The sequence below is a fragment of the Methylobacterium gregans genome (assembly GCF_022179245.1).
In the GTDB taxonomy this organism is placed as follows: domain Bacteria; phylum Pseudomonadota; class Alphaproteobacteria; order Rhizobiales; family Beijerinckiaceae; genus Methylobacterium; species Methylobacterium gregans.
The window spans coordinates 16608-38349 of sequence record NZ_BPQM01000064.1 but is presented as its reverse complement, the minus strand read 5'-3'; the positions used below and the strand labels follow the sequence as shown (position 1 = coordinate 38349).

Annotated in this window: 18 protein-coding genes, 2 tRNA genes and 3 pseudogenes; 3 read left to right on the top strand and 20 right to left on the bottom strand. The window is 68.6% G+C overall.

Annotated elements, in window-relative coordinates; translation table 11 throughout:
* Position 1: 1 nt before the first annotated feature.
* The 9 genes and pseudogenes from MFF54_RS13930 to MFF54_RS13890 all read right to left on the bottom strand — a co-directional run bounded on the left by MFF54_RS13930 (position 2) and on the right by MFF54_RS13890 (position 8052).
* Positions 2 to 268: a metal-sensing transcriptional repressor gene (locus MFF54_RS13930; RefSeq protein ID WP_238303516.1), complete on the bottom strand. Its 267-nt coding sequence runs from the start codon at positions 266 to 268 to the stop codon at positions 2 to 4.
* Positions 269 to 596: 328 nt separating this feature from the next.
* Positions 597 to 1194 (bottom strand): annotated as a pseudogene (locus MFF54_RS13925) (cysteine hydrolase family protein).
* A gap of 254 nt (positions 1195 to 1448) precedes the next feature.
* Entirely contained in the window at positions 1449 to 3350 is a 1902-nt protein-coding gene (locus tag MFF54_RS13920) for a phosphorylase family protein (RefSeq protein WP_238303515.1), read from the bottom strand.
* Entirely contained in the window at positions 3302 to 3739 is a 438-nt protein-coding gene (locus tag MFF54_RS13915; protein ID WP_238303514.1) for a hypothetical protein, read from the bottom strand. Before MFF54_RS13915 ends, MFF54_RS13920 begins: the two co-directional genes overlap by 49 nt.
* 76 nt (positions 3740 to 3815) lie before the next feature.
* Entirely contained in the window at positions 3816 to 4328 is a 513-nt protein-coding gene (locus MFF54_RS13910; RefSeq protein ID WP_238303513.1) for a hypothetical protein, read from the bottom strand.
* Between the two features lie 249 nt (positions 4329 to 4577).
* Positions 4578 to 5207, bottom strand: a complete 630-nt coding sequence (locus tag MFF54_RS13905; protein WP_444543605.1) for a DUF4113 domain-containing protein — start codon at positions 5205 to 5207, stop codon at positions 4578 to 4580.
* A gap of 532 nt (positions 5208 to 5739) precedes the next feature.
* A complete protein-coding gene (locus MFF54_RS13900; RefSeq protein ID WP_238303512.1) occupies positions 5740 to 6246 on the bottom strand; it encodes a hypothetical protein in 507 nt (168 codons plus the stop codon).
* 982 nt (positions 6247 to 7228) lie between these two features.
* Positions 7229 to 7459, bottom strand: a pseudogene (locus MFF54_RS13895) (trimeric intracellular cation channel family protein); the annotation flags it as partial.
* 203 nt (positions 7460 to 7662) lie between these two features.
* Positions 7663 to 8052 carry a hypothetical protein gene (locus tag MFF54_RS13890; RefSeq protein ID WP_238303511.1) on the bottom strand — a complete coding sequence of 130 codons (390 nt, stop codon included), beginning with the start codon at positions 8050 to 8052 and terminating at the stop codon, positions 7663 to 7665.
* A 494-nt stretch (positions 8053 to 8546) separates the two neighbouring features.
* Between MFF54_RS13890 and MFF54_RS13885 the strand changes: the two genes are divergently transcribed.
* Positions 8547 to 9503 (top strand): hypothetical protein, encoded by a 957-nt coding sequence (locus MFF54_RS13885; protein ID WP_238303510.1) that lies wholly within the window; start codon positions 8547 to 8549, stop codon positions 9501 to 9503.
* On the opposite strand, the gene MFF54_RS13880 is transcribed toward MFF54_RS13885, so the two are convergent.
* The 8 genes and pseudogenes from MFF54_RS13880 to MFF54_RS13845 form a co-directional block, all read right to left on the bottom strand.
* The gene (locus MFF54_RS13880; RefSeq protein WP_238303509.1) at positions 9436 to 13491 is read right to left on the bottom strand and encodes a bifunctional DNA primase/polymerase; all 4056 of its coding nucleotides are present in this window, start codon (positions 13489 to 13491) and stop codon (positions 9436 to 9438) included. The two genes, MFF54_RS13885 and MFF54_RS13880, sit on opposite strands and share 68 nt — an antisense overlap.
* 422 nt (positions 13492 to 13913) lie before the next feature.
* Entirely contained in the window at positions 13914 to 14342 is a 429-nt protein-coding gene (locus MFF54_RS13875; RefSeq protein WP_238303508.1) for a hypothetical protein, read from the bottom strand.
* A 55-nt stretch (positions 14343 to 14397) separates the two neighbouring features.
* Positions 14398 to 14670 (bottom strand): annotated as a pseudogene (locus tag MFF54_RS13870) (hypothetical protein); the annotation flags it as partial.
* A 17-nt stretch (positions 14671 to 14687) separates the two neighbouring features.
* Complete coding sequence (locus MFF54_RS13865) at positions 14688 to 14900, bottom strand: hypothetical protein (protein ID WP_238303506.1); 213 nt, start codon at positions 14898 to 14900, stop codon at positions 14688 to 14690.
* Entirely contained in the window at positions 14893 to 15114 is a 222-nt protein-coding gene (locus MFF54_RS13860) for a hypothetical protein (RefSeq protein ID WP_238303505.1), read from the bottom strand. The genes MFF54_RS13865 and MFF54_RS13860 overlap by 8 nt, the downstream gene beginning before the upstream one ends.
* 10 nt (positions 15115 to 15124) lie before the next feature.
* Entirely contained in the window at positions 15125 to 16768 is a 1644-nt protein-coding gene (locus MFF54_RS13855; RefSeq protein ID WP_238303504.1) for an AAA family ATPase, read from the bottom strand.
* 83 nt (positions 16769 to 16851) lie between these two features.
* Complete coding sequence (locus MFF54_RS13850; protein WP_238303503.1) at positions 16852 to 17361, bottom strand: hypothetical protein; 510 nt, start codon at positions 17359 to 17361, stop codon at positions 16852 to 16854.
* A gap of 96 nt (positions 17362 to 17457) precedes the next feature.
* A complete protein-coding gene (locus MFF54_RS13845; protein ID WP_238303502.1) occupies positions 17458 to 17700 on the bottom strand; it encodes a hypothetical protein in 243 nt (80 codons plus the stop codon).
* A 33-nt stretch (positions 17701 to 17733) separates the two neighbouring features.
* Here MFF54_RS13845 and MFF54_RS13840 point away from each other — a divergent pair, with 33 nt between their 5' ends.
* Together MFF54_RS13840 and MFF54_RS13835 are read left to right on the top strand one after the other, a co-directional pair.
* Positions 17734 to 18042, top strand: a complete 309-nt coding sequence (locus MFF54_RS13840; protein ID WP_238303501.1) for a hypothetical protein — start codon at positions 17734 to 17736, stop codon at positions 18040 to 18042.
* Between the two features lie 547 nt (positions 18043 to 18589).
* Positions 18590 to 19567: a hypothetical protein gene (locus MFF54_RS13835; RefSeq protein ID WP_238303500.1), complete on the top strand. Its 978-nt coding sequence runs from the start codon at positions 18590 to 18592 to the stop codon at positions 19565 to 19567.
* A 121-nt stretch (positions 19568 to 19688) separates the two neighbouring features.
* Here the strand turns inward: MFF54_RS13835 and MFF54_RS13830 are convergent.
* The 3 genes from MFF54_RS13830 to recJ all read right to left on the bottom strand — a co-directional run bounded on the left by MFF54_RS13830 (position 19689) and on the right by recJ (position 21708).
* Positions 19689 to 19762, bottom strand: a tRNA-Gly gene (locus MFF54_RS13830).
* A gap of 75 nt (positions 19763 to 19837) precedes the next feature.
* Positions 19838 to 19921: transfer RNA gene (locus MFF54_RS13825), tRNA-Tyr, on the bottom strand.
* A 92-nt stretch (positions 19922 to 20013) separates the two neighbouring features.
* The gene (gene recJ / locus MFF54_RS13820; RefSeq protein WP_238303570.1) at positions 20014 to 21708 is read right to left on the bottom strand and encodes a single-stranded-DNA-specific exonuclease RecJ; all 1695 of its coding nucleotides are present in this window, start codon (positions 21706 to 21708) and stop codon (positions 20014 to 20016) included.
* Positions 21709 to 21742 lie beyond the last annotated feature (34 nt).

Genomic DNA, 21742 nt, shown 5'->3' with positions numbered 1-21742 from the left:
CTCACAGGTACTTCGCGATGGCCTTGAACTCGGCGAGCGCCTCGCGGGCGGCTTTGCCCCCGCCGTCGACGCCCTCGCCGAGGCAGTGCTCCATGTGGTCGTGGATGAGGGCGCGCTTGGCGTTGGTGACGGCGCTCTCCACGGCGTTGAGTTGCTGGGCGAGGTCGAGGCACGGACGGCCCTCCTCGATCATGGCGATGACGCCGGCGAGGTGGCCGTGGGCTCGCTTCAGGCGCTTGACGATGTCCGGGTGCGAGGCGTGCTCCATAGGTACATCCTATCCCCCCGGAGGGGATCTGCTCAAGCCCTCTCTTCCTGGTGGCTACTTCGGCTGCTTCACGTACCTGAGCGGACCTTCAACGAGTTCAGGTTGAAGGTCCGGAAGGGGTCAGAAGTTCGCACGCCGCTTGTTCGGCTGTGCGCCATCAGCGGACCTTCAGGTTTAATTACGCGAATGCCCGCAGGGGCCCGATAGCTGTCATTGAGATGGAATGGTCGCTCCGGCGGCCACAACACCCTGGCGTTGTGACACATAAAGTAGACGGTGTGAGAGCGCCCTGGGCCGCCCATTCCGCCCAATCTCCCTGCAGTGAACCTCAGCCCCGAATATCATTCTGCTTGGGTGCGACCACGGCGAAGAGGTCCGTAAGGGCGGCCAGGCTCGCCGCCTGGAGCTGCGAAGCGGGGACGACCGAACCGTCCGGCGCGGGTAGGTCACGGGTGGCCGTCGCGGAGGCGACCACGGTGGGCCGGAACCCCAGACTGAAGGCCCCACGCGCGGTCGAGTTGATGCACATGTGCATCATGAAACCAGCCAGCACGAGGTCCTTCACCCCGGCGGCATCGAGTTGCGCCTGGAGATCGGTGCCGACGAACGAGTTCGGGTAGGCCTTGGTGATCACCGGCTCGTGTCCCTGGGGGCGACCTCGTCGCTGATCCGGCCGATGGCCGCCGTGACGTCGTAGGGCGAGCCCGGCCCCGCATCGTGCTGGATGTGGAAGACCGGGATGCCGGCGTCGCGAGCGCGCGTGAGCAGGGCGGCTGCCTCGCGGATCGCCGGCTCGACGCCTTCGAGGCGCATAACCCCCGCGCGGTAGATGTTCTGCAGGTCGACCATTATGAGGGCCGACCCTTCAGGGCCGCTGGCTCCTGGCTGAGGTCGGAGAGGCCGCGAAGGGTGGTCAGGTCCGACATGCTGTTTACTCCCTTGCCGTCGCGGCGCGTCGGCGCCCGGCGTTAGTGCGGGAACCTACCATCAGCCGCCCGGGTGGCATCCCGTCCATAGGTGCAACCGGGTGTCGGATGGCCTCGGCGGCGCGTTCGGTCCGCCTGGGCGACGTGCCTGTCCGATCGCCCGGGATGCAACCTACCTGATCGCGACGACCCTTGCCGGTGGCGCGATGGACGGGCACCCGTTCCACACGCCGACCGGGGCGGATCGCCCTGGGTCAGTCGAACCATTCGACAGGCATCCGCTCGACCATCGACCTTGCGACGGAGGCGGCTGCCAAGGCGGCATAGTGCTGCCAATCGTTGTTTTTCATGGGATCCGCATAATCGCAGGTACCGCGTACGACGATGAACTCGCGACCTGACAGCCAGGAGGCGGTTTGCATTCCGCTACCCTCCATCTCGACCGCCCGTACCGCGTAGCAGTCGCGGAGCACGTCCCGCAGATGGGGCTCCTTCAGGAGGATATCCGCCGTGCCGATGGCCCCGCCGTGCAGGCGAGGGTGGCCAGGTCTACGGTCGGCATCCTCGGGATGGGGGATCGCCTCTGCTTTGCCATCGACGAAACGATGCAGGACGTCCTTGTCGTCGCCAGGACGACGGAAACGCCAGGACGTATCAGGCTTGGCGAGGGTCGAACCCAGGATCGCCTCCCAGGGGCGCTTCCCGAGCAATTCCTCGCTTGAGAGCATGCCGAATATGCCCAGGAGCGAACCGGAGACCCGCTGGTGACTGCCGCGGTTCTCGTCGCCTTCGGGAGTCCGCTTCACATGCCCGTAGTCGAAGACGCCCTTGGCATCGGACACGACGACGTCGCCGAGCCTCACATGCTCCTCGGCAAGGTCAGGGTTGGGACACGCCCCCGCGATGCCGACCATCAGCGCGTAACCGATGCGGGGATGGGTCCGGAAGGCGTTCGTCGCGACCGTGGCCGCCATGTCGGTACCCATGATGGGCAGCGAGGCCAGCAGGACCTTGCGCATGGTTCCGTCGGGCATGCGATAGCGTCCTTCCCGGTAGACGTTCGGGTCGTTCGCGTGCCCGGGGGCGTCGGACCACTCGTCGAAGGTCGCGAGGACGGCGGCGGCCTCCCGCGGCAGCGCCGTCACGATCAGCACCCTTGGGCAGGCACCCGCGACTTTGTCCTCGCCCTTCATGCCGTCTCCGATCACGTGGCCTTTCCACGTTGGTCCCATCCGCCCTTCTCCGGTCGGGGGCAGGGGCGTGGGATGGGCCAATGCATAAGCCGCCGCGAGCCTCGGGTCATCCCGCAGGGTCAGCAAGGCCGGAAGGCGCGCCTTGACGATATCCTTGAGCACGCCGGTGTCCCGGCACGAGGCCACCAGCCGCTGGAAATCGAGGTCGTTGGCAGGGTCCCCTGACGGGATGCTGTCAGGGGATTCGAGGTAGCGCATGCGCCGGAAGACCGACCCGAGGATATCCTTGCCGTAGCTCCCAAAGTACGACTTGTTGACGATACCGTGGAGGCGGTTGCGAACGATGAGGCCGGCATTCGGCCTACCGAAGAGGAGCGGTATGACGTTCTCGACGATGAAGGCGCTCGCGCCGAGCCGCTCGGGTATCCCCTCCCAAATGCGCTCGATGTCCTTGGGAAGGTCTCCGTGCAACGCCTTGAACAGGCTTTCGGCCGCGCCCGACGGGAGGGCGCGCTTCCAGTCGGTGGCGATGTCGGCCGTTGCGCTGCGCCGCCTCGTCCGCCACGGCAGGTCGATCCCGATCCCGGCTTCCCGGTAGGCGATCCCCTGGGCTTGGTCCGCACGATACTGCGAACGCTTCTCCTCGATGAACTCCTCGAAGCTCGCGCCGCTGCCGACCATGGTGAAGTGGTCCGCGAAGATCCTGTGCGGGAATTCGAGCAGCACCCGCTTGCACAGCTCGCTCTCGATGCGGCTGGAGGCCGGGACCAGGACGTCGTCGGCGAGGAGCACGGCGAGGCGGGTGGCCAAGCGGGCTTCCGCGATGGCCTGGTCCATGAAGCGGTCGACCCCCTTCTCCTCAAGGAAATGGACGTCGAAGAAGTGGAGGAAGACGGCCGGCCGACGAAGGCCGGTCAGGCCATGCTGAACAGCTTCATCTGCGGCTGCGGCCGGGGAACGCATGACGCCCAATAATCCTCGACCAGCCGGTCCATGCGTCCATTCAACGGAACGGCCTTCCACGCGGCCAGCTCATCCGCATACGCGGAAGGGACGTTGCCGATCAGGTACACCGGCTTGTTGAACGCGGACGCCATCGCGATCTCAGCGTAGGTGCTCGGACCTATGTAGTCCGGCCGGTCATGCTTATCCAGGTTGAGGACGAGGACGGCGAAGGTCGTCCGATGCCGGACACGCCGAAGATGCGCCAGGGTGACCCGACGCTTGAACCTCTCATATTCCGCCTGTTCGAGCGCGGCGACGATGTCGTCCTCGGCATCGGGCAACTCGACCGGCACGTCGTTCTGCACGAGGCAATCCTGCATGCGCAGCATCTCGCCGTAGAACGTCATGCTCCCGCAGATGACGACCCTGCGGTGGTTGTGCCGCGCGGGGAAGGGACCCGCGGCGGAATGGAGGCATGCCGAGTCAACCATGGGTGAGCCGACGTTCCACGACGCTTGAACCATCCTCGCCGTCCTCGAACAGCGTCGGTGCGTGCCGGCCCTTGTACTCGCGTGCCACGACGGATGCCTCGGCGATGAACCTGGATGCGACGAGTATGGGTAGGTCCTCGGGCTTCATCGAGAAGAAGACCGGCCGCCGTGCCTGGATGAGCCGGCCGATCTCGTAACAGGTGGTCCGCCCGATGTAGCCGTCCGGAGCGGTCACGTACACGATGTCCGCTGACATGATGCGCTCCAACGTGACGGATTGCACCTCGGCGTCGCTCATGTCCGGATGGTCCGTCTCGAAGCGGACGAAGTCGATGCCCGCTTCGAGCACCGCCGATCCCGCCGGCGAGGTCACGGTCCATCCTTCGGCGCGAAACGCCTCGATGGAGGCGAGCACGGCCTGGTAACGTTCGACCGTCTTGAAGCTGCCGATGATCGCAACGGACGCTGACATTCGTGACGAGGCCTCCTCGAACGGCAGGTTCAACGGTCACCCGGGAATATCGTATCCCTCGTCAGGCGACCCACAAGACGGCCGACCCGACGGTCGGCCGTTACCCTCAATCAAATTCCTACGGAATTGAGACGGGCAAACCCCGAACAGACCGTTACGCGCCCCTCGCGACATCGGAAACGAAGGTCGTTTCCACAGGTCGAGTGCGAGCAGACAACGATTCGGGCACCGTGGGAAGGTCGATACGTGCTCGACCGTCGCCGACTTCCGCTACGGCGCCTCCTACGCCGCCACCACCGGGATCTCGTTCAGCCGTGTCATGTAGCGCGGCGAGCGCATCTCGAACTTGGTCGACCATCCCCGCGCCGGCGCAAACCCGGCCGCGGCAGGGACGACCGCTCCGCGCCCGAACCGTCGGTTGCAGGCGTCGAGCGCGGCCATCAGCGCGGCACGCTGCTCGCGATCGGGCTGGCCGAGGCCGGGCATCGCTCGCTGGGAAGCGTGGAGCGGCAGAAGGTCGGTCGTGACCACGTTGGCCTTCGAATAGCGAAAACCGTCTTGCCAGGTCTTCCGGACGCCGTGAAGGGCGGCCCTCACCAGCACCATCGTGTCGTTCGAGGCCTCGGGCAGGGTCACTACCGTCGAGACCGAGCGCTGCGACCGGGTCCGGTCGTGCTCCGAGGTGTGGAGAAAGACCGTGACGTGGTCGGTGCCGAGCCCCTCCCGCCGGAGCTTCTCCCCGAGCCGGGTCGCGTGGGCGGCGACCGCCTGCTCCATCGTCGCTTGATCCTCGCCCCGATCGGAGAAGCTCCGGGTGACCACGCAACCCTTCCGGGTCGCGGCGACCTCCTCCAAGTCGAGGCAGGCCTCGCCGCGCAGCTCCCGCACCAGGTGCTCGCCGACCACCGTCATGGCCTTGCGTACCGCCCGTGTGTTGAGGTCGCGCACGTCGGCGGCGCTCTCGCAGCCGAGCGCCCCCAGCTTGCGGACGTTCGCTGGGCCGACTCCCCAAATGTCCTTGGGCGGGATCCGGGCCATCCAGTGGTCGTAGGCTTGCCGGTCGGTCAGGTCGCAGACCCCGCCGAGCTCGGGGTTCTTCTTGGCGACGTGGTTGGCGAGGACGCCGGGCGCAAGCGCCAGGAGCGCCAGGACCGCAGTCCTCAGACGCGCTTGACTATGCTGGATCGCTCGACGGATCCCCTCAGTCGTCGTGGCGCAGCCATAAAGAACCTGGCCCATAGCGCGTCCCTCCACTCCAACGTGAAGACTGCACCATCAAACTCTCGGATCAAACATGCAGCGCCGCGAACGCCTGTCTGCATAGTTGGATTATAAATCTAAAACAACGACTTAGCCAGGCATGGCAATCAAATATCCGCCCGCCCGCTCACCGAATTGGGTTTAAATGGCCGGATAATTATAGATTATCCGGCCATTTGGTCAGCTATACTCGTTCCATTGAGATCCGAATCTTGCGGAGCGTTAAGCCTTTCGAGCGGACGTAGTGAGCGTAACGTGCGACCACATTGGTCTGGGAGAATCTCCTAAGACCCTGAGGGGTCAACTCCTCCCGAAATTCTCTAGTTAACCTGCTTTCCTTGGCTTTCGTTGCGCGCTCGTGTTGCTTAAGTTCGTGGACGTCTCTTATCGTTCTGGCTACGTCAGGACTTTCAACCATCAATGCGAACCACGTTGGCTGCAGCCTGCGGAATGGCCCCATCATTCGTGTGGCTTTCTGCACTTCCGCCTCTAGCCTTTCCGGTGTGCCCTTGAGCAACATGTGAGCGAAGCCAGTCTCGTCGTGCGTTGGGTAGACCGCCACAACGAATTTCGAGTATTGAAAAGCCCGCGCCATGCGCTTGGCTTGTGCCTCCATGCTGAACGAACGGAACTCAAGGTCCGTTACCTGCGCACTTCTGAGCAGTAGCTCTTCAAGGGTATTGTCGTTCAATCGAACCTCCTGCGCGTGGCCATCCGGCCCACCGACAGAAGTCATAAGCATGCAGCGAGCAGATGCACGCAGCAACAGACTCGAAGATTAACAGAGTCTTGGGATCTTAATAAAAATCTACGCTTAGATGATATCGTCTGCGCCCTTGGCGTGCAAGGGGCCGTAGCAAAAGTGCTTAATAAAGGCTTTTTCAGCTTTACGTTCGTTGCGGACTTGATGCTGGCCGTTCCAATCGCCTGCATCCTTACCTGACCAGCTGGGCCTGGAACGAGCCGGTTGCTGCGCCTCCTCGACGCCGCGGAACTCGCGCCGAAGTCATTCATTGCTGCTCGACGACGCCGACGGCACGCTTGTCCTCCACGATCCCTGGGGCATCCGCCTGCGCCTCGTTTCCCTTTCCGAACCGAGGCGGCTGACAAAGCCTGGCGAGCCTCTACCAGCGGGAATGGGAGCGCTAGACGTTCCGGCTTCGAAGGCGCCGGCGCTCGGCTGACCGTACCCCGGTCGGCGCCCCGGTGTCGGTACCCACCCTGACGGCCGCGACTCAGGCAAGTCCGCAAATTCCGCCAAGCGGTCGTTCGGCGGGCAAACATTGAATGGCAGCTTCCCACCGAGGCTGTGTGAAAACGCGGAGACCCTCCGAAATTGTAGAACAATCTTCTGGCAGGCAGCCATCCGGGCATCCTAGATAAGACCACAGATGCAACTGGGACGCCTATTTCGGCGCCGCCTAATGCATGCGAGGGGAGATCCTTCTACCGCCTCCGCGTTTTCACACAGCCTCCACCCCATCTGGACCTTCGGCGGAAGCAGGCCGAATGTCAGCAAGGGGTCAGAAGTTCGCTCCAGCCTTATTCAGTTTCTCGACAGGATTGGGATTATAATCATGCACGAGAGTGGGCCTGAAGAGGTAAGCGGTATAGGCACGAGGTCAGAAGAGCGTGCCGGCAAGCCGATATCGGCGCTCGACGCGGTATTCACTGTAGGCGGGCTGGAGCACCCAGAACACCGGCAGCCCGAGCACCAGGTCCCGCAGCGTGCTGCCGCCGATGCCGGTCGCAGTGCCGAGCACCGCGAAGCCGACGAAGTCCATTTCCTTGCGGGAGGCTGCGAGGGCACCCGTGACCGTGAAGATCATCACGCCAATCCAGTCCAGAGTTGCGGTTGACGAACTGGACCGTCTGCGGGAGCGCCCGTTTGCCGACCTGCTCAATGCGCTGCGGGCCGCCTCGACCGCGTCTCGGACGGTTATGCCGACCGCCAGACCGCTCACGGCCTGCCTTCCAAAAAAAGCGGACCCGGCGGCGGTGTCGCCAGCGCGGGTCCGTTAAGGCTTTCCTGCCCTCGCACGCCGCATGGCAAGCTCGAAGCCAAGAAATTGTATGGCTGCTCGCGATTCGCCACAAGGTCTAGCCGTCAAGCCACGGGGCGGGCGACCACCTCGACGGCCGCCATGAGCCGGGCGCCGGCAGCGAGCTTCGCGGCGTTATAGTCGCGGCCGGCGTTCCGCGCCCCCTTGGCGGCCTGGTCGAGGACCGCCCTAACGGTCACGGCGCAGCCCGTCACCGGGATCTCGCCGGCGGGCTGCGCCGCGCGGTCGCGGGCGATGGCGCGGGCGAGCCCGACCACGAGGTCGCCGTCGACGAGCGCGGCCGCTTCGAGCTCGACGACGCGGGCTCGCAGGCCGTCCACTTCGGCGCGGCGTTCCTCGCGCCAGCGCTGGGCCCGATCCCGGGCGGCCTGCCGGTCGCGGGCGGCGCGGGCCTGATGAGTGTCGGCGTCGGGGAAGTGCTGGGTCTCGCTCATGGCGACGATTGAAGCATTGCACCTGGCAAGAGAGAAGAGCGCGCGTGCGGATCGCGTCGAGGCGCAGGGAGGCGCGCTGACGCCCCTCGCGCGGAGGGATGGGGATAAGACCCTCAACGGCGGCGGGAGGGGCGGTGGCGGCCGCCCCTACGGCCTCGCGGCGGCGGCGGGGCGGCGCGGCAGCGCGGCGGTTCTTCACCCCCCTGAGAACAGGGCAAAGCCCTTCCCTTGAGGTCAGCCTTCCTACAGCGGTCACCCCCAGACCTCACGCGCGACGGAGCGGGGGCGTCAGCCCTCGCGCAGGCGCGCGCGTAGGAACCCCCTGAACATGGGTTTCCTATAGCTCGCTGTCGCTCGCCTACTCCCGGTGGGTGGGAACCCCCTACCCCCTAAAGGACTGGGGTGCGTCTGGCTAAGCCACTGTCAGAAATACTCCATTGCGCTATTCCAACGTCAGTCGCACTATAGGGGTCAGGACCGCTTCGGATCGCGCCATGCAGCCCCTCAGCCGCCACCTCGCCCGCCACCTCGTCCTATCGTCTCGGATGCCCCGGCACGTGGACGGCGACCCGGTCTCGCCCGGCGAGCGCGTCGATGCCAAGGCCGTCCGCCTCGCCCTGTCCGTGCTGTCCCGGGCGGCGGGACGGGATCTCGACCGCGGCGATTGGCTCGACGCCCGGTTCGACTACGAGCACCTCGCCGACCGTCCCCGCGAGACAATCGGCATGCCGCTGGGGCCGCTCCTCTCCGACGTCGGGCGGGTGAACGTCGGCACGATGGTGGAGGCCCACGCCCGGGCGGCGCACATCAGGGCGAGCATCGCCGGCGAGCCCTCGCTGGGCGAAGTGGCCATCCTGGCGCCGGGCGTCCACGAGGACGTCGAGCGTCCGCGGCATCGCATCGCGGCGAATGCCAAGGCAGTGCAGTTCAAGGCCGACCGCACCCTCGCAGCCATCGCCCATCCGCACGCGGACGCCACCGACGACGGGCCCGATCCCGCCCCGTTCGGCTACGACCCCCGCGTCATGGCTGCGTTCTCGTGCCGCTACACCCCGGTCGTCTACCTCAGGCTGCTGGCGTGGACCGAGGCCGGGGCGACGCTGCCGCGCGGCTGGAGGGCCCGGCGGGGCCGGGGCGGCCACCTGAGCCTGGAGATCCCCACCGTCGAGATGCAGGCGGCCCTCGGCGCCGACGGCATGGTCTCGCCGTCGGCGCTGGAGCAACAGCTCCTCCGCCCGGTCGCGGAGGACCTCCGCCGGGTCGGCATCGACTTCGAGTGGGCCTACGAGCGGTCGCCCGTCAAGAACGGCGTGAAGTGCCTGCGCCTCAGGATCGGCGACCCGCGAGGGGCGCGCGTCCCGAAGCGCACGCGCACCCCGACGGCTATGCGGCAGCCGCGTCCGGCTCCGACGGGACTGCGGGCCCTGAGCCCTTCGCGACCGGCAAGGTGACGACCTCGGCGCCGTCATCCGCCGGCGGCGGGTTCGCCACCAGGACCATCTGCTCGTCCATGTCGATGCCGTGCGGCCCGAACAGCGTGGCCGCGTCGGTGCCGAAGTTGCTGGCCACGCGGTCGAACGACGCCCGCACCTCGTCCCGGACGGCGAGCTCCCGGGCCGCGCGCGCGGCCCGCGTCCCGACCTCCGCCACCACCTTGTCGCCCTCCTCGGACCTGGCGTACCCCCCGGCGGGCTGCGCGCCGAGCGCCAGGAACTCGGTCTCGGTCACGTCCATGCCGAGGGCCGAATAGGTCTCCCGGACGTGGGCCACGGGATCGCTCACGTAGGCCGGGACCTGCACGGTCGTCGACACGCCGTCCACCACGGCCTCGACCGCCGCCATGCCCTTGGACCACCGGCTCGTAGCGTCGGGCGCGTCGAGCCCGAGCTCGTGCAGCACCGCCGCCGCGGCCCCCCGCAGCCTCGAATCCGGCGCCTGCTCCGCGATGACCCTGGCGTCGGCGACGCCCGTGCGGCGGATGGCGTCGAACAGGGCGCCCACGCGGACGGGATCGGCCAAGTCCGCCATCCCGACGACGTCGTCGACGACGAAGCCTTCCGGCAGGACCTTCGAGCCCGCGATCCACAGGGGCGCCTCCTCGTCCACCCGGTAGACCGGGCGCAGGCGGCCGGCGAACTGCGACAACTCCTCCTCGCGGAACTGGCGCTGGATGACGCGCGCCCAACGGCCCTCGTACTCCGACACCGTGACCGTGACGCCGCCCCCGTTGCGGAGCGGATGCGTGCGCCGGACCTGCGGGGGGCGGACCTCGATGGCGTGGCCCCGGTCGTCCGTGGCGAGGCTGCCGTCCTCGTTGTGCACGCAGCCGTCGCCCCAGGGGTCGATGGGGGTCTCCGGTTCGGGGTCGTCGTAGGTGGCCGCGGCGACGATTCCGTCGATGACCCGGACCGGGAACTCATGCCTACCGACCGAGAACGCGACGAGGTGCCGCCGGGCGAAGTCCAGCCCGCGGATCGCCCCGTAGTGCGCCCAGTCGACGTTCGCCGGCTCGCCCCAGGCATCCATGAGCGCCGCGCGCGTCGCCTTCGGCGCCCCGACGAGGATCCGGCCGTGGCCGTAGAGCAGCGACGCCGCCGAGATGGCGTGGCGGAAGCGCTTGACCGTCGCGGCGATGGCCCGCCGCTTCGACTTGTCGGCGCCGGCATACGCCATCTGGAACTCGGCGGAGCGCCATGCGCGGTCGGCGACGAGGATGGTCCGCAGGTTGAGCTCGGCGTCGAGGTGCGTGACTTGGACCTCCCGGCCGCCCCAGCACTTCGACGTCAGCTCCTCGTCGGCCGAGGCGTCGAGGAGGAGGATGGGCTTCTCGGCGAAGTTGGGCGCGGCGCGCCACGAGATCCGCACGTTGGCCCCGCCGTCGATGGTCTGGATGCGGTAGTCACGCTCGCCCCGGGCCTGCCCCGGCATCGCGTTGCCGTCGCGGTCGAGCCGGTCCCTGCCGCCGTTGAGATCCCGGATCACGCCGTCGTGCTTGAGCGCGGCCAGGCGCTCCTCGACGATCTTCCAGAACCTCCACTCTTCCCTCAAGTGCTTGCCCTTCGGCCGCTCGGCGAGGAGCCTGATGGCCTCGGAGTTCATGCCGGGGTGCAGCTTGCGCCCGGCTTCCTGGGCGCGCCCGCAGACCTTGACGGCCGCCTCGACGAAGGCCTCGGCCTTCTCCATGCCGTGCTCCACGACCAGCATCGTTGCGACGTCGTGGTGCTTCCGGATGGCCTCGGCGGCGGTCCGGGCGGCGTACTGCCGGGCGACGGCCAGGTCCTCGCCAGTCTCGCCCTTGTCCCTCTTGTACGTGCGCGGGGGCGCGCGGTGCTGGTCGAGCGTCGCTGTCGGGAAGGCGTCCCAGCGGAGGATCTCGGTCCAGCAGCGTTCGTCGATGATCACGCCCGCGACGTGGTCCAGGAGCCCGGCGGGCAGGCTCGGCGAGGTCAGGAACGCAGTCGGCACGAAGATGACCTCGGCCTCGGTGATCTTCTTCCTGGCGGCGATGACGGGGCACGTGTCGTAGTGCGAGCAGACCCGCTCCTCGGTCCCACCGATGCCGTCCTCGACCTGGGCCTTGCACAGGTTGGCCGTCGAGATCCCCGCCGCCCGGAGTACCCGCTGGTCGTCGGCGCGCAGGCAGCCGCCGCGCTCCTTGCCTTCGAGGATGAGATACCGCGTGCCGGCCGGCAGGTCCTTGGCCGCGTCCTCCGCATTCCGCCGGAACACCGCGGTGGCGCCGCGCGAGGACCGCTGGAAGCGTTCGACGTTCTCCGCGATGTTGTCGTAGCTCGGCTGCATGTAGAGCATCGCGCCGCGGGCGGGCCGACGCTGATCGCCCTCGCCTACGAAGCCGGCGCCGAGGATGGGGCCGTTCCGCGCCAGGTCCTCGGTCGTGACCTTCACCGCCGTGCTGGACTTCCCGGCGCCGGTCGGCGTGCGGAGCAGGAACACCGGGCGGACGGGGGCTTCCTTCCCGAGGGCGTGGTCCCGGCGGACGATGTCGTGGAACCCCCGGAACACCTCGACGATGGACGTCCCGAGCCGGAGGGACTGCTCGTCCCGCTCGGCCTTCGAGATCAGCGCGCGCTCCCGGGCCAGGGCGGGATCGGCGGGCTCGAAGACGACGTCGTCGGGCAGCTTCGCGCGCTCGGTCGGCAGCCAGGACAGGTCGTCGGCCTCCAGGCGCTCGACGGCGTGCGGCACGACCGGGACGGCGGTCACCTTTCCGGTCGCCTCGTCGCGCACGATGCCGCGGGACTTCATCTCCCCGCGCATCAGCTTCGCCACCGAGCTGTCGATGCGCTCCCGGCAGCCGCGGACGAGCTCCTGGGGGCTCTTGAACTTGGTCCCCCCGGGCGCGAACGCGGCCTCGCATTCGTCCTTGAGCAGGCCGGCGAGCGTGTAGGGCCCGTCCTCGGTCAGGGCCAGGCCGGCATTGTGGAGGACGTAGGAGTAGGCTCGGCTGTGGACGTAGGCTTCGCGGCCGCCGATGACCTTGCCCTGGGCATCCCACTGGACGCCGCTCATCGACATGTTGACGCCGGGCCGGACGAAGCCGGTCGCGGTGACCAGGGCGGGGTCGATCATGGGACCGTCGCCGACGGCGAGGGCGCGGCGCAGGTTCGGGATGATGATGCCGGCGCCGTCGACGGCGGAGACGAAGGCCTCGATCGCGGCCTGGCCGATGACCGTGGCGTGCTCGGGGCCGTGCGTGTCCGGGCGGCAGGCGCCGATCCACTTGAAGTGCCGGCCCGTCCGATGGTGGGCCCCGAACCCCGTAATGGGCTTCCGGTCAGCCAGGACCTCGATGGCCTGGGCGTCGTCTTCGCCCCCGGGGCCGGTCGCGGCCAGGGCGTAGGCCCGGTTACGGATGGGGTCGGCCGGGTCGCTCCGATACACCAGCACGATGCGCGGGGCGCGCCCGACGCGCCGGAATTCGGTGCGTCCGAGATGCTGGTCGGCGAGGCGCAGGACGGCCTCGGAGATCGACGGGTCGCTGACGTCGATGTCGACGGCCAGTGCGCCGCCCGAGATCGGCCCCATGATCAGGGCGGTGTTGGCCCGGTTGGTGCGGCTCTCGGAGTTTGCCCACCAGCTCAGCTCTTCCCGCGTCGGCAGCCTCTCCTGGTACGGCTTCCACTGCAGGGTCTTCCGATTGTTGTCCGCCTTCAGGACTTGGATGGGGCCGCGCTTCTCCCCACGGGACTGCGGGAACAGCGACCACCCGTTCGCGACGCAGGCCGGGGCGACGACGCGGAAGCTCTGGCGGTGCTCTTCCTGCCGCCAGGCGAACTCTCGGGCACGGACCTCGGCGGCGGCCAGCTTGGCGGCGCGTTCGGCGGCCTCGGCCGCGTGGTCGAAGGAGGCTGCGTCGCGTAGGCTGATGACTCTGGCGCCCTGGAAGCGGCCGAGGACAGCCGCGACAAGCGGGTGCACTTCGGTAGGAAATTCATCGGATCGCAAGGGGCTCGCTCTCGGGGTGCGCGGTTGCGGGTCGTCGTGTGCAGGAAAGAGGGCGAAGACTTCTGAACAATGTTCAGCTTGCCTCTGCAGCAAGCCGAACCCGCACGGTCTCATCCCAGCAGTCGATTGTCTTCGCGTCGCCGAATACGTCAACGGCTATTCGTACGACTGCGGCATCTGAGACGGTGCTAAGACGCCTCAGAGTTAAAGTTGACGTCAGGACATACCAACCGCGGTCGTACGTGCAGGACGCCACCCGGATGATGGGTGCGAGCGACCACTACCAGCGGTCCCCTCAGTCCGTGGCAATGGTAGTCTGATTGGCGTCGGCCCTGCGGCCGGCGCTGTCGAGCATGTGGGCACCCTCCGGGGAGATCACCCGGGACGGTAGGCCCTCAGTCCCCGCTCGATAGTGCTCCGACGCCACGCCGGGGGCACTCGGGCACTCCCTCGTCGAACTCGCCGTACAAGGCCAGGTTTTCGGGGTCCCTGTCGTCTTGGGTGATGATGAAGGTCCCGCAGCGCCCGCCTTTCAAGTCGAAGCGCCCGCCGAACCCGGGCAAGCGCGCCCGGGTGGACGTGCCGGTGCCCACGACCCTGCTGACGACGCGGCCGGTGCGGGGATCCTCGACCCCGCACGTGACGCGGATCTTCCACGTGGCCGGGCCGGCCGGCTCGGCGTCGACGTAGCCGAACCGCCGGAGGCCTCCCGGAACCGGCTCCGTTAGGGCCCACTGCCAGCTGCCGTCGAACGTCGGCCACAGCTCGGCGGCGAGGGCGGTCGAAGGAGCGAGGGCTGCAAGGACAAGGATAACGCAACGCATTCTTGGGGACCTTTCAGAAGGGATTGAAGGCCCACGCCGAGCCATCGGCTTCGAGCTAGATGACGTTGGCGGAGGTAATGACGGCGCCCGTGTACCGGCGCCGGAAGCCGGGCTCCGCGAGCCGGTAGCTGATCCGCACCGCGGGCCGCGGACGCGGCCCGTCGACGGGCGTGCCCGCCACCCAGGCATGGACGTCGCGGTCGCCCGTCCGGAGGCAGCGGAGCCAGGCGGATTCGCCGGCGTAGAGGCGGCATCCCGCGAGGGCCAGGGCGGGCACGTGGACGGCGACGAGGCCGCGCACGCGGACTGACCAGAGCCCTCGCGTCCGGTTCCCGTAGACCTATCTCAGAGCCACGGGAGCGGCGGGAAACAGAGGGCCACCGCCTCGGCTTCGAGCGCCATCCGGACGGCGTCCGTCCGCGGGATGCGGCCGGACGCGTTCAGCGCGATGATGCGCTCGACGCGCAGCGTCGCCGCGACGCCGACGAGGCCGCACACTCGGCGCGTCGTCCAGGCGGACCGGAGGCGGTCGCGGATCTGGCGGAGGTTCTCACACATAGAGGACTTCCAACGTGCCCGTGGCGTACTCGACCGCCTCGGCCGCCTGGAGGGCGGCCTGAAGCGGCGAGAGCTCGCCGATCCGGACCGAGACCTGCAGCGCCGCTAGGTGGCTTGCTGCGATGCGGGCGGACGCCTCCGGGACGCGCCCGACGGCGACGGCGGCGACGAGGGGCGAGCCGGCGGTATGGAAGGGACGGATTTCGCGACGCATGATCCCCCCGTCAGTTGGCCAGCTTCGGATCAGACCGGAGCGCGACGAGGCGCTCGATGGCCCGGCGGAGCGGACGCATGCTGCCCCCCTGCCAACCCTGGAGAGCCCGGATCTCGGAGGCGTCGAGGTCGGGCATCCAGGCCGGGTCCAGGCCGCCCTCCCGGCGCAGCGCCTGGAGGATGCGGCGCGCCACCACCGGCAGATCCTGGCGCCGCGGGGCGGGCCACGTGATGACCGTGAACCGGTCGAGGAGCGGCCCCTGCAGCGGCTCCGTGCCGTTCGCCGTCGCCAGGAACGACACCCCCGACAGGTCGCAGGCAGCCTCCAACGCCGGGTCGTGGTAGGCGTGGCGCCGCGACGGTTCGAGCATTCCCAGCAGCGCCGCATGGTGCGACCCGTTGTGGTCCGAGCGGGCGCACTTATCGAGCTCGTCGTGGATCGAGCACACGGTCATGCAGCGGTCCGCCAGGATCTGCTGGGCGGCGCCGTCCAGCCGCGTCGTGGACCACGCCCTGGACGTCCCCGCCCACATGCCGTCTGCCAGCCCGCCGCAGGGGACGACCGTCGTCGGCAGGCCGAGTGCTTCCGCAATCGCGACTGCGGCCTCCGTCTTGCCCGTGCCCTGCGCCCCGACGAGCAGGTACGGGGGCAGCACGACGCGGTCCCGGCCGACGAGCGGCGAGAGCATGCGAGCGACCTGTTCGGCGGCCCAGGGCATGCCCGCGACGAGCCGCTCGCGGACCTCGGAGAGGTCGGGTACCGAGATCGACGGCAGCAACTCCCGCGCCGTCTTCCGGTAGTCCTTCAGCGGGCCTGACGTGAGGTGGTCCAGGCTGCCCGAGACGAGCGCGCGCCGCGCCGGGCCGCCCGCCGGTGCCGGGACGGCCGGGGCCGCGGGAACGGCCTTTGGCGCCGGCCGAGGAGCGGGCCGCAGCGGCCGGCGACGCAGGGGTCCGGGACGCTCCAGGTCCATGAAGTCGAAGTCCGGATCGGGCGGGATATCGTCAGCGATGTTGTCGATGATGGCCGCGGTCGCATGCTCGTGAAGCAGCATGACTTCCGTCTGCATGTTGAGGCGCTGCCGGGCGATGAGCCGGGACGGCAGCCGCGGGACCGGGCCGTAGTCGTCGGGCTCGTCCTCGCCGCGCCCGTCCGTCGCGACGTGCAGCGCCTCCACGAGCGTGACCCAGAGCTCGTAGTGGCAGAGCGAGGAGTGGTCGCCGGCAAGGAGCAGCGAGAACGTCTTTCTGACGGTCATCCGTGCCCCGACGCGGTCGCCGGCGAGCATCAGCAGGATGGCCGCGTGGTCGCGCAGGTCCTGATGCGCCATCCGCGCCGTGATGATATCGGTGCAGCTCTGAATGAAGCTGTCGCAGAGGCAGACGATCTGCCTGAGCCCCTGCAGCGTGGGCTCCCGGCGGAAGTCCTTCAACTCCACCAGGGCCTTCTGGCTCAGGGGGATTCTGTTCCGCGCCGCAAGGGCAGCCTCGGCGGCGCGGGCGGCCTGATCCAGGACGTCGCCGGGCTCGGCCCCCTGGTAGAGCTCGGCGAGGGTCAGGACGTGATCGTGTGGGCGGTTCTGGGCTGCCCGGTCTGCGGCCATGATATCGGCGCGCATCTCCGCGGCAGCCGCCTCGAAGGGCGTCTGTGTCATCGGCTACTCTCCGTGCGCGAGAGACCGATGCCTCCCAGCGCATCCCCCCGGTATGAGGGGGCAGACGTTAAAGAACGGTTTCCTTATTCGGGCCGGAGCGGTTTTCCACGGCGGGCGAGCCGCAGCCCCTCGGCTGCATTCCGGGCCGCGGCGAGGGCCTCGTCCAAGCGGTCAATGAAGTCGCTACGCTCCGCGTACCGGTCAGTGTACCGGGCGAGCGCGACCATCAGCCATCCCACGCCCTCGGCGTCCTCGCTGTCGGACATGTGGGCGAGCGCCTGCAGCACGCCAGGCGGCAGGCCCCCGCGGGCGAGCCGTTCAGGTTGCAGATTACGCCGGTTGATGCCGAATACCTCGGAGACCGCGAATGACCAGCCCCCCGGCCATAGCCTGGACGCCGCGGCGTCCACCGCTGGCGCCAGGGCGGCATTCACGGCGTCTCGGTCGAGCGGCTCGGGCTCGCCGTCGCCGATCAGGAAGGGGCGCCGCTCGCCGTCATAGGCGAGCGCCTTGGTCCCGAAGCGCCCGATGACGACCCACCCGTCCGGACGCGGCCACGCCTCGGGATCCATGTACTGAAGGATGACGTCCATGCCCTGGCATAGCACGCCCAGGCTCCCCCGAAACGAGGAAGGCCCCGCCGGGTGGGCAGGGCCTTCCTTCCATGGGCGAACGGGACGCCGAGGGCGTCATTGCTTCCCGGCTATGTCCACGTCCGCATCCCCGAGGAACACTTCCATGACATTCTGCCAGTATCGGCGGGTGACCGCCTCGTCGCCCTTGAACTTGGCCCAATAGCGCGCGGCGGCGATCAAGCCGTTGGCCAATTCGGTCATGTCGTCCGCGCTCGCCACATACGAAATCTTCTGCAGGACGCGCGGGGGAAGCAGGTTCCGGGTGACGCGGTCCCTCTGCGTCGTACGCCGGTTCATCCTGAAGACCTCTCTTTGGGAAGGGATCACTACATGCTCAAGGACGACGAACTGGACGAGCTCGCGCGCGCCGTGGCCGCGCTGGATGACGAGCGGGCCCGGCACGCAGCGGACGCCGAGGCGCTGCGGGAGGTTATCCACCAACTGCGCCCCGGAGCGGCCATTGTCCGGATCGACGAGCCCACGACCGGCCGGCACCGCTACCAGCTCTTCACGAACCTATCGGCGCAGCCGCCCGAGGACACCGAGTTCCTGTCGAAGGTCTACGGCGTGCCCTGGACCGAAGAGCTCAAGCGCACTTCTGACGCCCCCTTGTCTGCCGTGGGGTCCTTCCAGAGCTGAGACGACCTACGAAGCCTACGTCCACCATGCCCTCGGCCATATCGCCGCGATGGCGGACCAACCCTACGAGGAGTGTGCCGAGGACCTTCGGCGCGCCGCCGAGATCGAGGCCGCCCACCTGCGCTGCGCCGGGGGCTGCCGGGACCGCGCGGACGGCGAACCGGAGTGCGCGGAACTGTGCCGGCGCACCGTCGCCGCGGGGAGCTCCGCATGACCCAGAACCAGTTCTGGTGGGCCACGGTCCACGGCCATGACCACGCCTGCATGATCGAGGAGATCGCCGCCCGGGTCGTGGCCCTGGAGACGATGGTCGCGGGCGGTTAGTGGAACTCGCCCCGGACTGCTAGCAGGGATCGGTGTATCCTGACCCGCTTATCCACAGATTACTGCGTAAAGATTCGCGGGGCGCTGGTGGCGAACTGCTTACTGTGTTTCCATCTTCCGTTGATTGGTGATCAGGAAGATGCCCTTGGCAGACCTCGAAGCCCTTTTTGACAAGTCGGGTGCGGGTTTCTGGAAAACCCGATCCGACGACGAACTCCTCGCGATGGAGTTCACAACCGACGACCCGGAAAGCTTGGACAACGTCTCGAACGACCCGCCGCCCGACGAGGAGGCGATGGTCGAGTTGGCCTACAACGTCGCGGGCCGGGACCGCGGCCGCGCCCAGTGCGTGTTTTGCAAGCACCCCAACCACGACAAGGGCGTGGTCATGCTCTACCGCTCCGGCGGGCGCCGGCTCGTCGGGCGCGACTGCGCCCACAAGCGGTACGGCGTCGTCTTCGACGAGTTGGTCAAGGACTTCGACGCGGCCCGGGACCGGCGCGACTACGTCGAGCGGCAGCGGATGGTCCTATCCCAGCGCTCCGACCTCGTCGACCAGATCGCCGCCATGCGAGCCGACCCGGCCGTCCAGGCCTTCATGGACGTCCGGCGCCGCCTGCAGGCGATGCTCGGGCGGACGGTCTGGGCGCGGCTCGAACGTGTGGCCAGCGGCGACGGCATGCTCTCCACTGATGAGCAACTCCGCGACTACGGCACCGAGAACGCCCGCGTCCGGGGCGTGGTCGTCCAGGGCTACGCGCTGCACGGGGCCGAGCTCTTCCGCTCCGGCCCGACGGTCCCCGAGCAGTTGCTCGCCATCGAGCGGGAGGTCGAAGAGACCCTGGAGGTCCTGCGCCGGCAGGAGGCCACGACCCGCGAGATCCGCATCGGCCTCGTGAAGTTGGGGGACCTGATGAGGCGCATCGAGGAGCAGCGGGTCCGCCTCCGGGCAGTCAACTCGTTCTTCGAGATCTACAACCTCGGACACGTCGCCGAGTGGGCCCGCAAGGTCGACCAGCAGATCATCATCGGGACCGGGACCCTGCCGACGCGCCTGGTGGTCCAGCGGGGAAGCGAGACCCTGGAGTGCGCCGCGCCCGAGCACTACCGCGTCCCTGGGCAGGCCCTTGTCGCGCTGATGCGGGACACCGTCACGGCCCAGAAGAAGGTCCGGCGGGTCACGAAGGGCGCCGCTGCCTAGGGGGGATACCACTCATTGAGGTGGTATCCCAGTGGCATCCGACGCTCATGCGTGCAGCCGCGGATACCACCACGAAGAGCCTAAGCGCCTGCGGGGAAAGCCGTTCTCAGGGGGGGGAGATTGGAGCGGGTGAAGGGAATCGAACCCTCGTATTCAGCTTGGAAGGCTGCTGCTCTACCATTGAGCTACACCCGCATGCCGGCCGGATAGCACAAAGCGGAACGCTTGAGAAGCGAACCGCTGAGCTGTCCGGCAGTCCATGGGATCGTTTGGTGGGGGAAGAAGGACTCGAACCTTCGAAGCTTACGCAGCGGATTTACAGTCCGCCCCCTTTGCCGCTCGGGACATTCCCCCAAACGAGCGGCCCGTACGGGCCGCGCCGGGGTCTTATGGTTGGGGGCTGCCCTGGAGTCAACAGCCTCGTTGCGCTGTTGTACGACGACCGATCAATCGGCGGAAGCGAGGTCGCAGATGCGCAGCTGGGCCCGCTCCGCACCGCGCCAGCGGTCGCATGCGAGGGTGCCGGCGACGTGGCACTCCCGGCCGATCCCGTTGAGAAGCGCGAGGCCGAGCGGGCTCTGCGCGCTGCGGAAGCTGATCGCGCCGATGAGCTGTCCGTCGCGGCTGCGCAGGCGCGCCCGGACGTGGCTGGTGCCGACCACCCCAGCATCGACGATACGGTGGTTCGCGAGGGCGAAGACGGGCTCCGGTGCCCCCTGGCCGAAAGGGCCGGCGCGCTGGATCAGGTGGACCGTCTCGGCGGTGGCGCCACCCGCGCTGAGCGTGCCGTCGACGAGGAGCACGTCCGCCGCGCGCGCCTCTGCGACGGCCGCAGCGAGACTCTCGGTCAGGTGCGCCTCGAACCGGGTGAGGTCCTGGCCCTTCAGGGTCACACCCGCCGCCATGGCGTGGCCGCCGCCCTTGGCGGCGAGCCCCACATCGACGCAGGCCCGCACCGCAGCCCCGAGATCGGCCCCCGCGACCGAGCGGCCCGAGCCGGTGCTCGTTCCGTCCGGACGCAGTGCGAAGGCGAAGGCGGGCCGGCCGAAGCGTTCCTTGAGCCGCGAAGCGATCAGTCCGACCACGCCCGGGTGCCAGTCGGCACTCCCGGCGACCAAAACCGGCCGGTCCGGGTCGAGACTGAGCAGGCGGTCCATCGCGGCCTCGGCATCGGCGACGGCCTGCGCCTCGATGAGCTGGCGCTCGCGGTTGAGCCGGTCGAGTTCGGCCGCGATCCGCACCGCCTCCATTCCGTCCGCGCTCAGCAGCAGCCGCGCGCCGAGGCTCGCATCGCCGATTCGCCCGCCCGCGTTGATGCGGGGCCCCAGCAGGTAGCCGAGGTGCCAAGCCTCCGGCGGACCGTCGAGAGAGGCGGCATCGAACAGGGCGGCAAGGCCCGTGCGATTGCGGGACCGCATCACCGTGAGACCCTGGACCACGAAGGCCCGATTGAGGCCCGTCAGCGGCACCACGTCGGCGACGGTTGCCAGGGCCACGAGGTCGAGAGCATCGGTGAGCCTCGGCTCCGTCAGTTCGCCGCCGAAGAAGCCCTCGCGCCGCAGGACACGGTTGACCGCGACCAGCGTCAGGAAGACGACGCCCGCCGCGCAGAGGTGGCCAAGGCCGGAAAGATCGTCGAGGCGGTTCGGGTTCACCAGGGCGCGCACCGGCGGCAGCACCTCGGAGGCAGTGTGGTGGTCGAGCACCACCACGTCGAGGCCGAGCTTCTCCGCCTCCTCCAGCGGGCCGTGGCCGCTGGTGCCGCAATCGACGCAGACGAGGAGGCTCGCGCCCTCCGCGGCGAGTGCCCGCACAGCCGCGACGTTTGGACCGTAGCCTTCCGTGATCCGGTCCGGGATGTGGATGCGGGCGGTGACGCCGAGGCCCTGGAGGTAGCCGGCGAGCAGCGCCGCGCTCGCGGCGCCGTCCACGTCGTAATCGCCGAACACCGCGACGATCTCGCCGCGACGCACCGCGCGGGCGATGCGCTTGGCGGCGATGTCCATGTCGAGCAGGCTGTCGGGGTCCGGCATCAGCTCGCGCAGGCGCGGGCGGAGATAGGCATCCGCCCCGTCCGGTCGGATGCCGCGCCCGGCGAGCACGCGCGCCAGCAACTCGGGCAGGCCATAGGCCTGGACCATGGCGGCGGCGGCGGCCTGGGCAGTCGGGTCCGCG

What these genes read in the sequence shown, in the direction of transcription:
- MFF54_RS13855 (WP_238303504.1), bottom strand. Translation starts at nt 16,768, where the DNA reads ATGACACAGACGCCCTTCGAGGCGGCTGCCGCGGAGATGCGCGCCGAT.
- MFF54_RS13865 (WP_238303506.1), bottom strand. Translation starts at nt 14,900, where the DNA reads ATGTGTGAGAACCTCCGCCAGATCCGCGACCGCCTCCGGTCCGCCTGG.
- MFF54_RS13860 (WP_238303505.1), bottom strand. Translation starts at nt 15,114, where the DNA reads ATGCGTCGCGAAATCCGTCCCTTCCATACCGCCGGCTCGCCCCTCGTC.
- MFF54_RS13875 (WP_238303508.1), bottom strand. Translation starts at nt 14,342, where the DNA reads ATGCGTTGCGTTATCCTTGTCCTTGCAGCCCTCGCTCCTTCGACCGCC.
- MFF54_RS13890 (WP_238303511.1), bottom strand. Translation starts at nt 8,052, where the DNA reads ATGAGCGAGACCCAGCACTTCCCCGACGCCGACACTCATCAGGCCCGC.
- recJ (WP_238303570.1), bottom strand. Translation starts at nt 21,708, where the DNA reads ATGGTCCAGGCCTATGGCCTGCCCGAGTTGCTGGCGCGCGTGCTCGCC.
- MFF54_RS13905 (WP_444543605.1), bottom strand. Translation starts at nt 5,207, where the DNA reads ATGACGGTGGTCGGCGAGCACCTGGTGCGGGAGCTGCGCGGCGAGGCC.
- MFF54_RS13840 (WP_238303501.1), top strand. Translation starts at nt 17,734, where the DNA reads ATGCTCAAGGACGACGAACTGGACGAGCTCGCGCGCGCCGTGGCCGCG.
- MFF54_RS13850 (WP_238303503.1), bottom strand. Translation starts at nt 17,361, where the DNA reads ATGGACGTCATCCTTCAGTACATGGATCCCGAGGCGTGGCCGCGTCCG.
- MFF54_RS13885 (WP_238303510.1), top strand. Translation starts at nt 8,547, where the DNA reads ATGCAGCCCCTCAGCCGCCACCTCGCCCGCCACCTCGTCCTATCGTCT.
- MFF54_RS13835 (WP_238303500.1), top strand. Translation starts at nt 18,590, where the DNA reads ATGGAGTTCACAACCGACGACCCGGAAAGCTTGGACAACGTCTCGAAC.
- MFF54_RS13915 (WP_238303514.1), bottom strand. Translation starts at nt 3,739, where the DNA reads ATGACGTTCTACGGCGAGATGCTGCGCATGCAGGATTGCCTCGTGCAG.
- MFF54_RS13845 (WP_238303502.1), bottom strand. Translation starts at nt 17,700, where the DNA reads ATGAACCGGCGTACGACGCAGAGGGACCGCGTCACCCGGAACCTGCTT.
- MFF54_RS13930 (WP_238303516.1), bottom strand. Translation starts at nt 268, where the DNA reads ATGGAGCACGCCTCGCACCCGGACATCGTCAAGCGCCTGAAGCGAGCC.
- MFF54_RS13920 (WP_238303515.1), bottom strand. Translation starts at nt 3,350, where the DNA reads ATGCGTTCCCCGGCCGCAGCCGCAGATGAAGCTGTTCAGCATGGCCTG.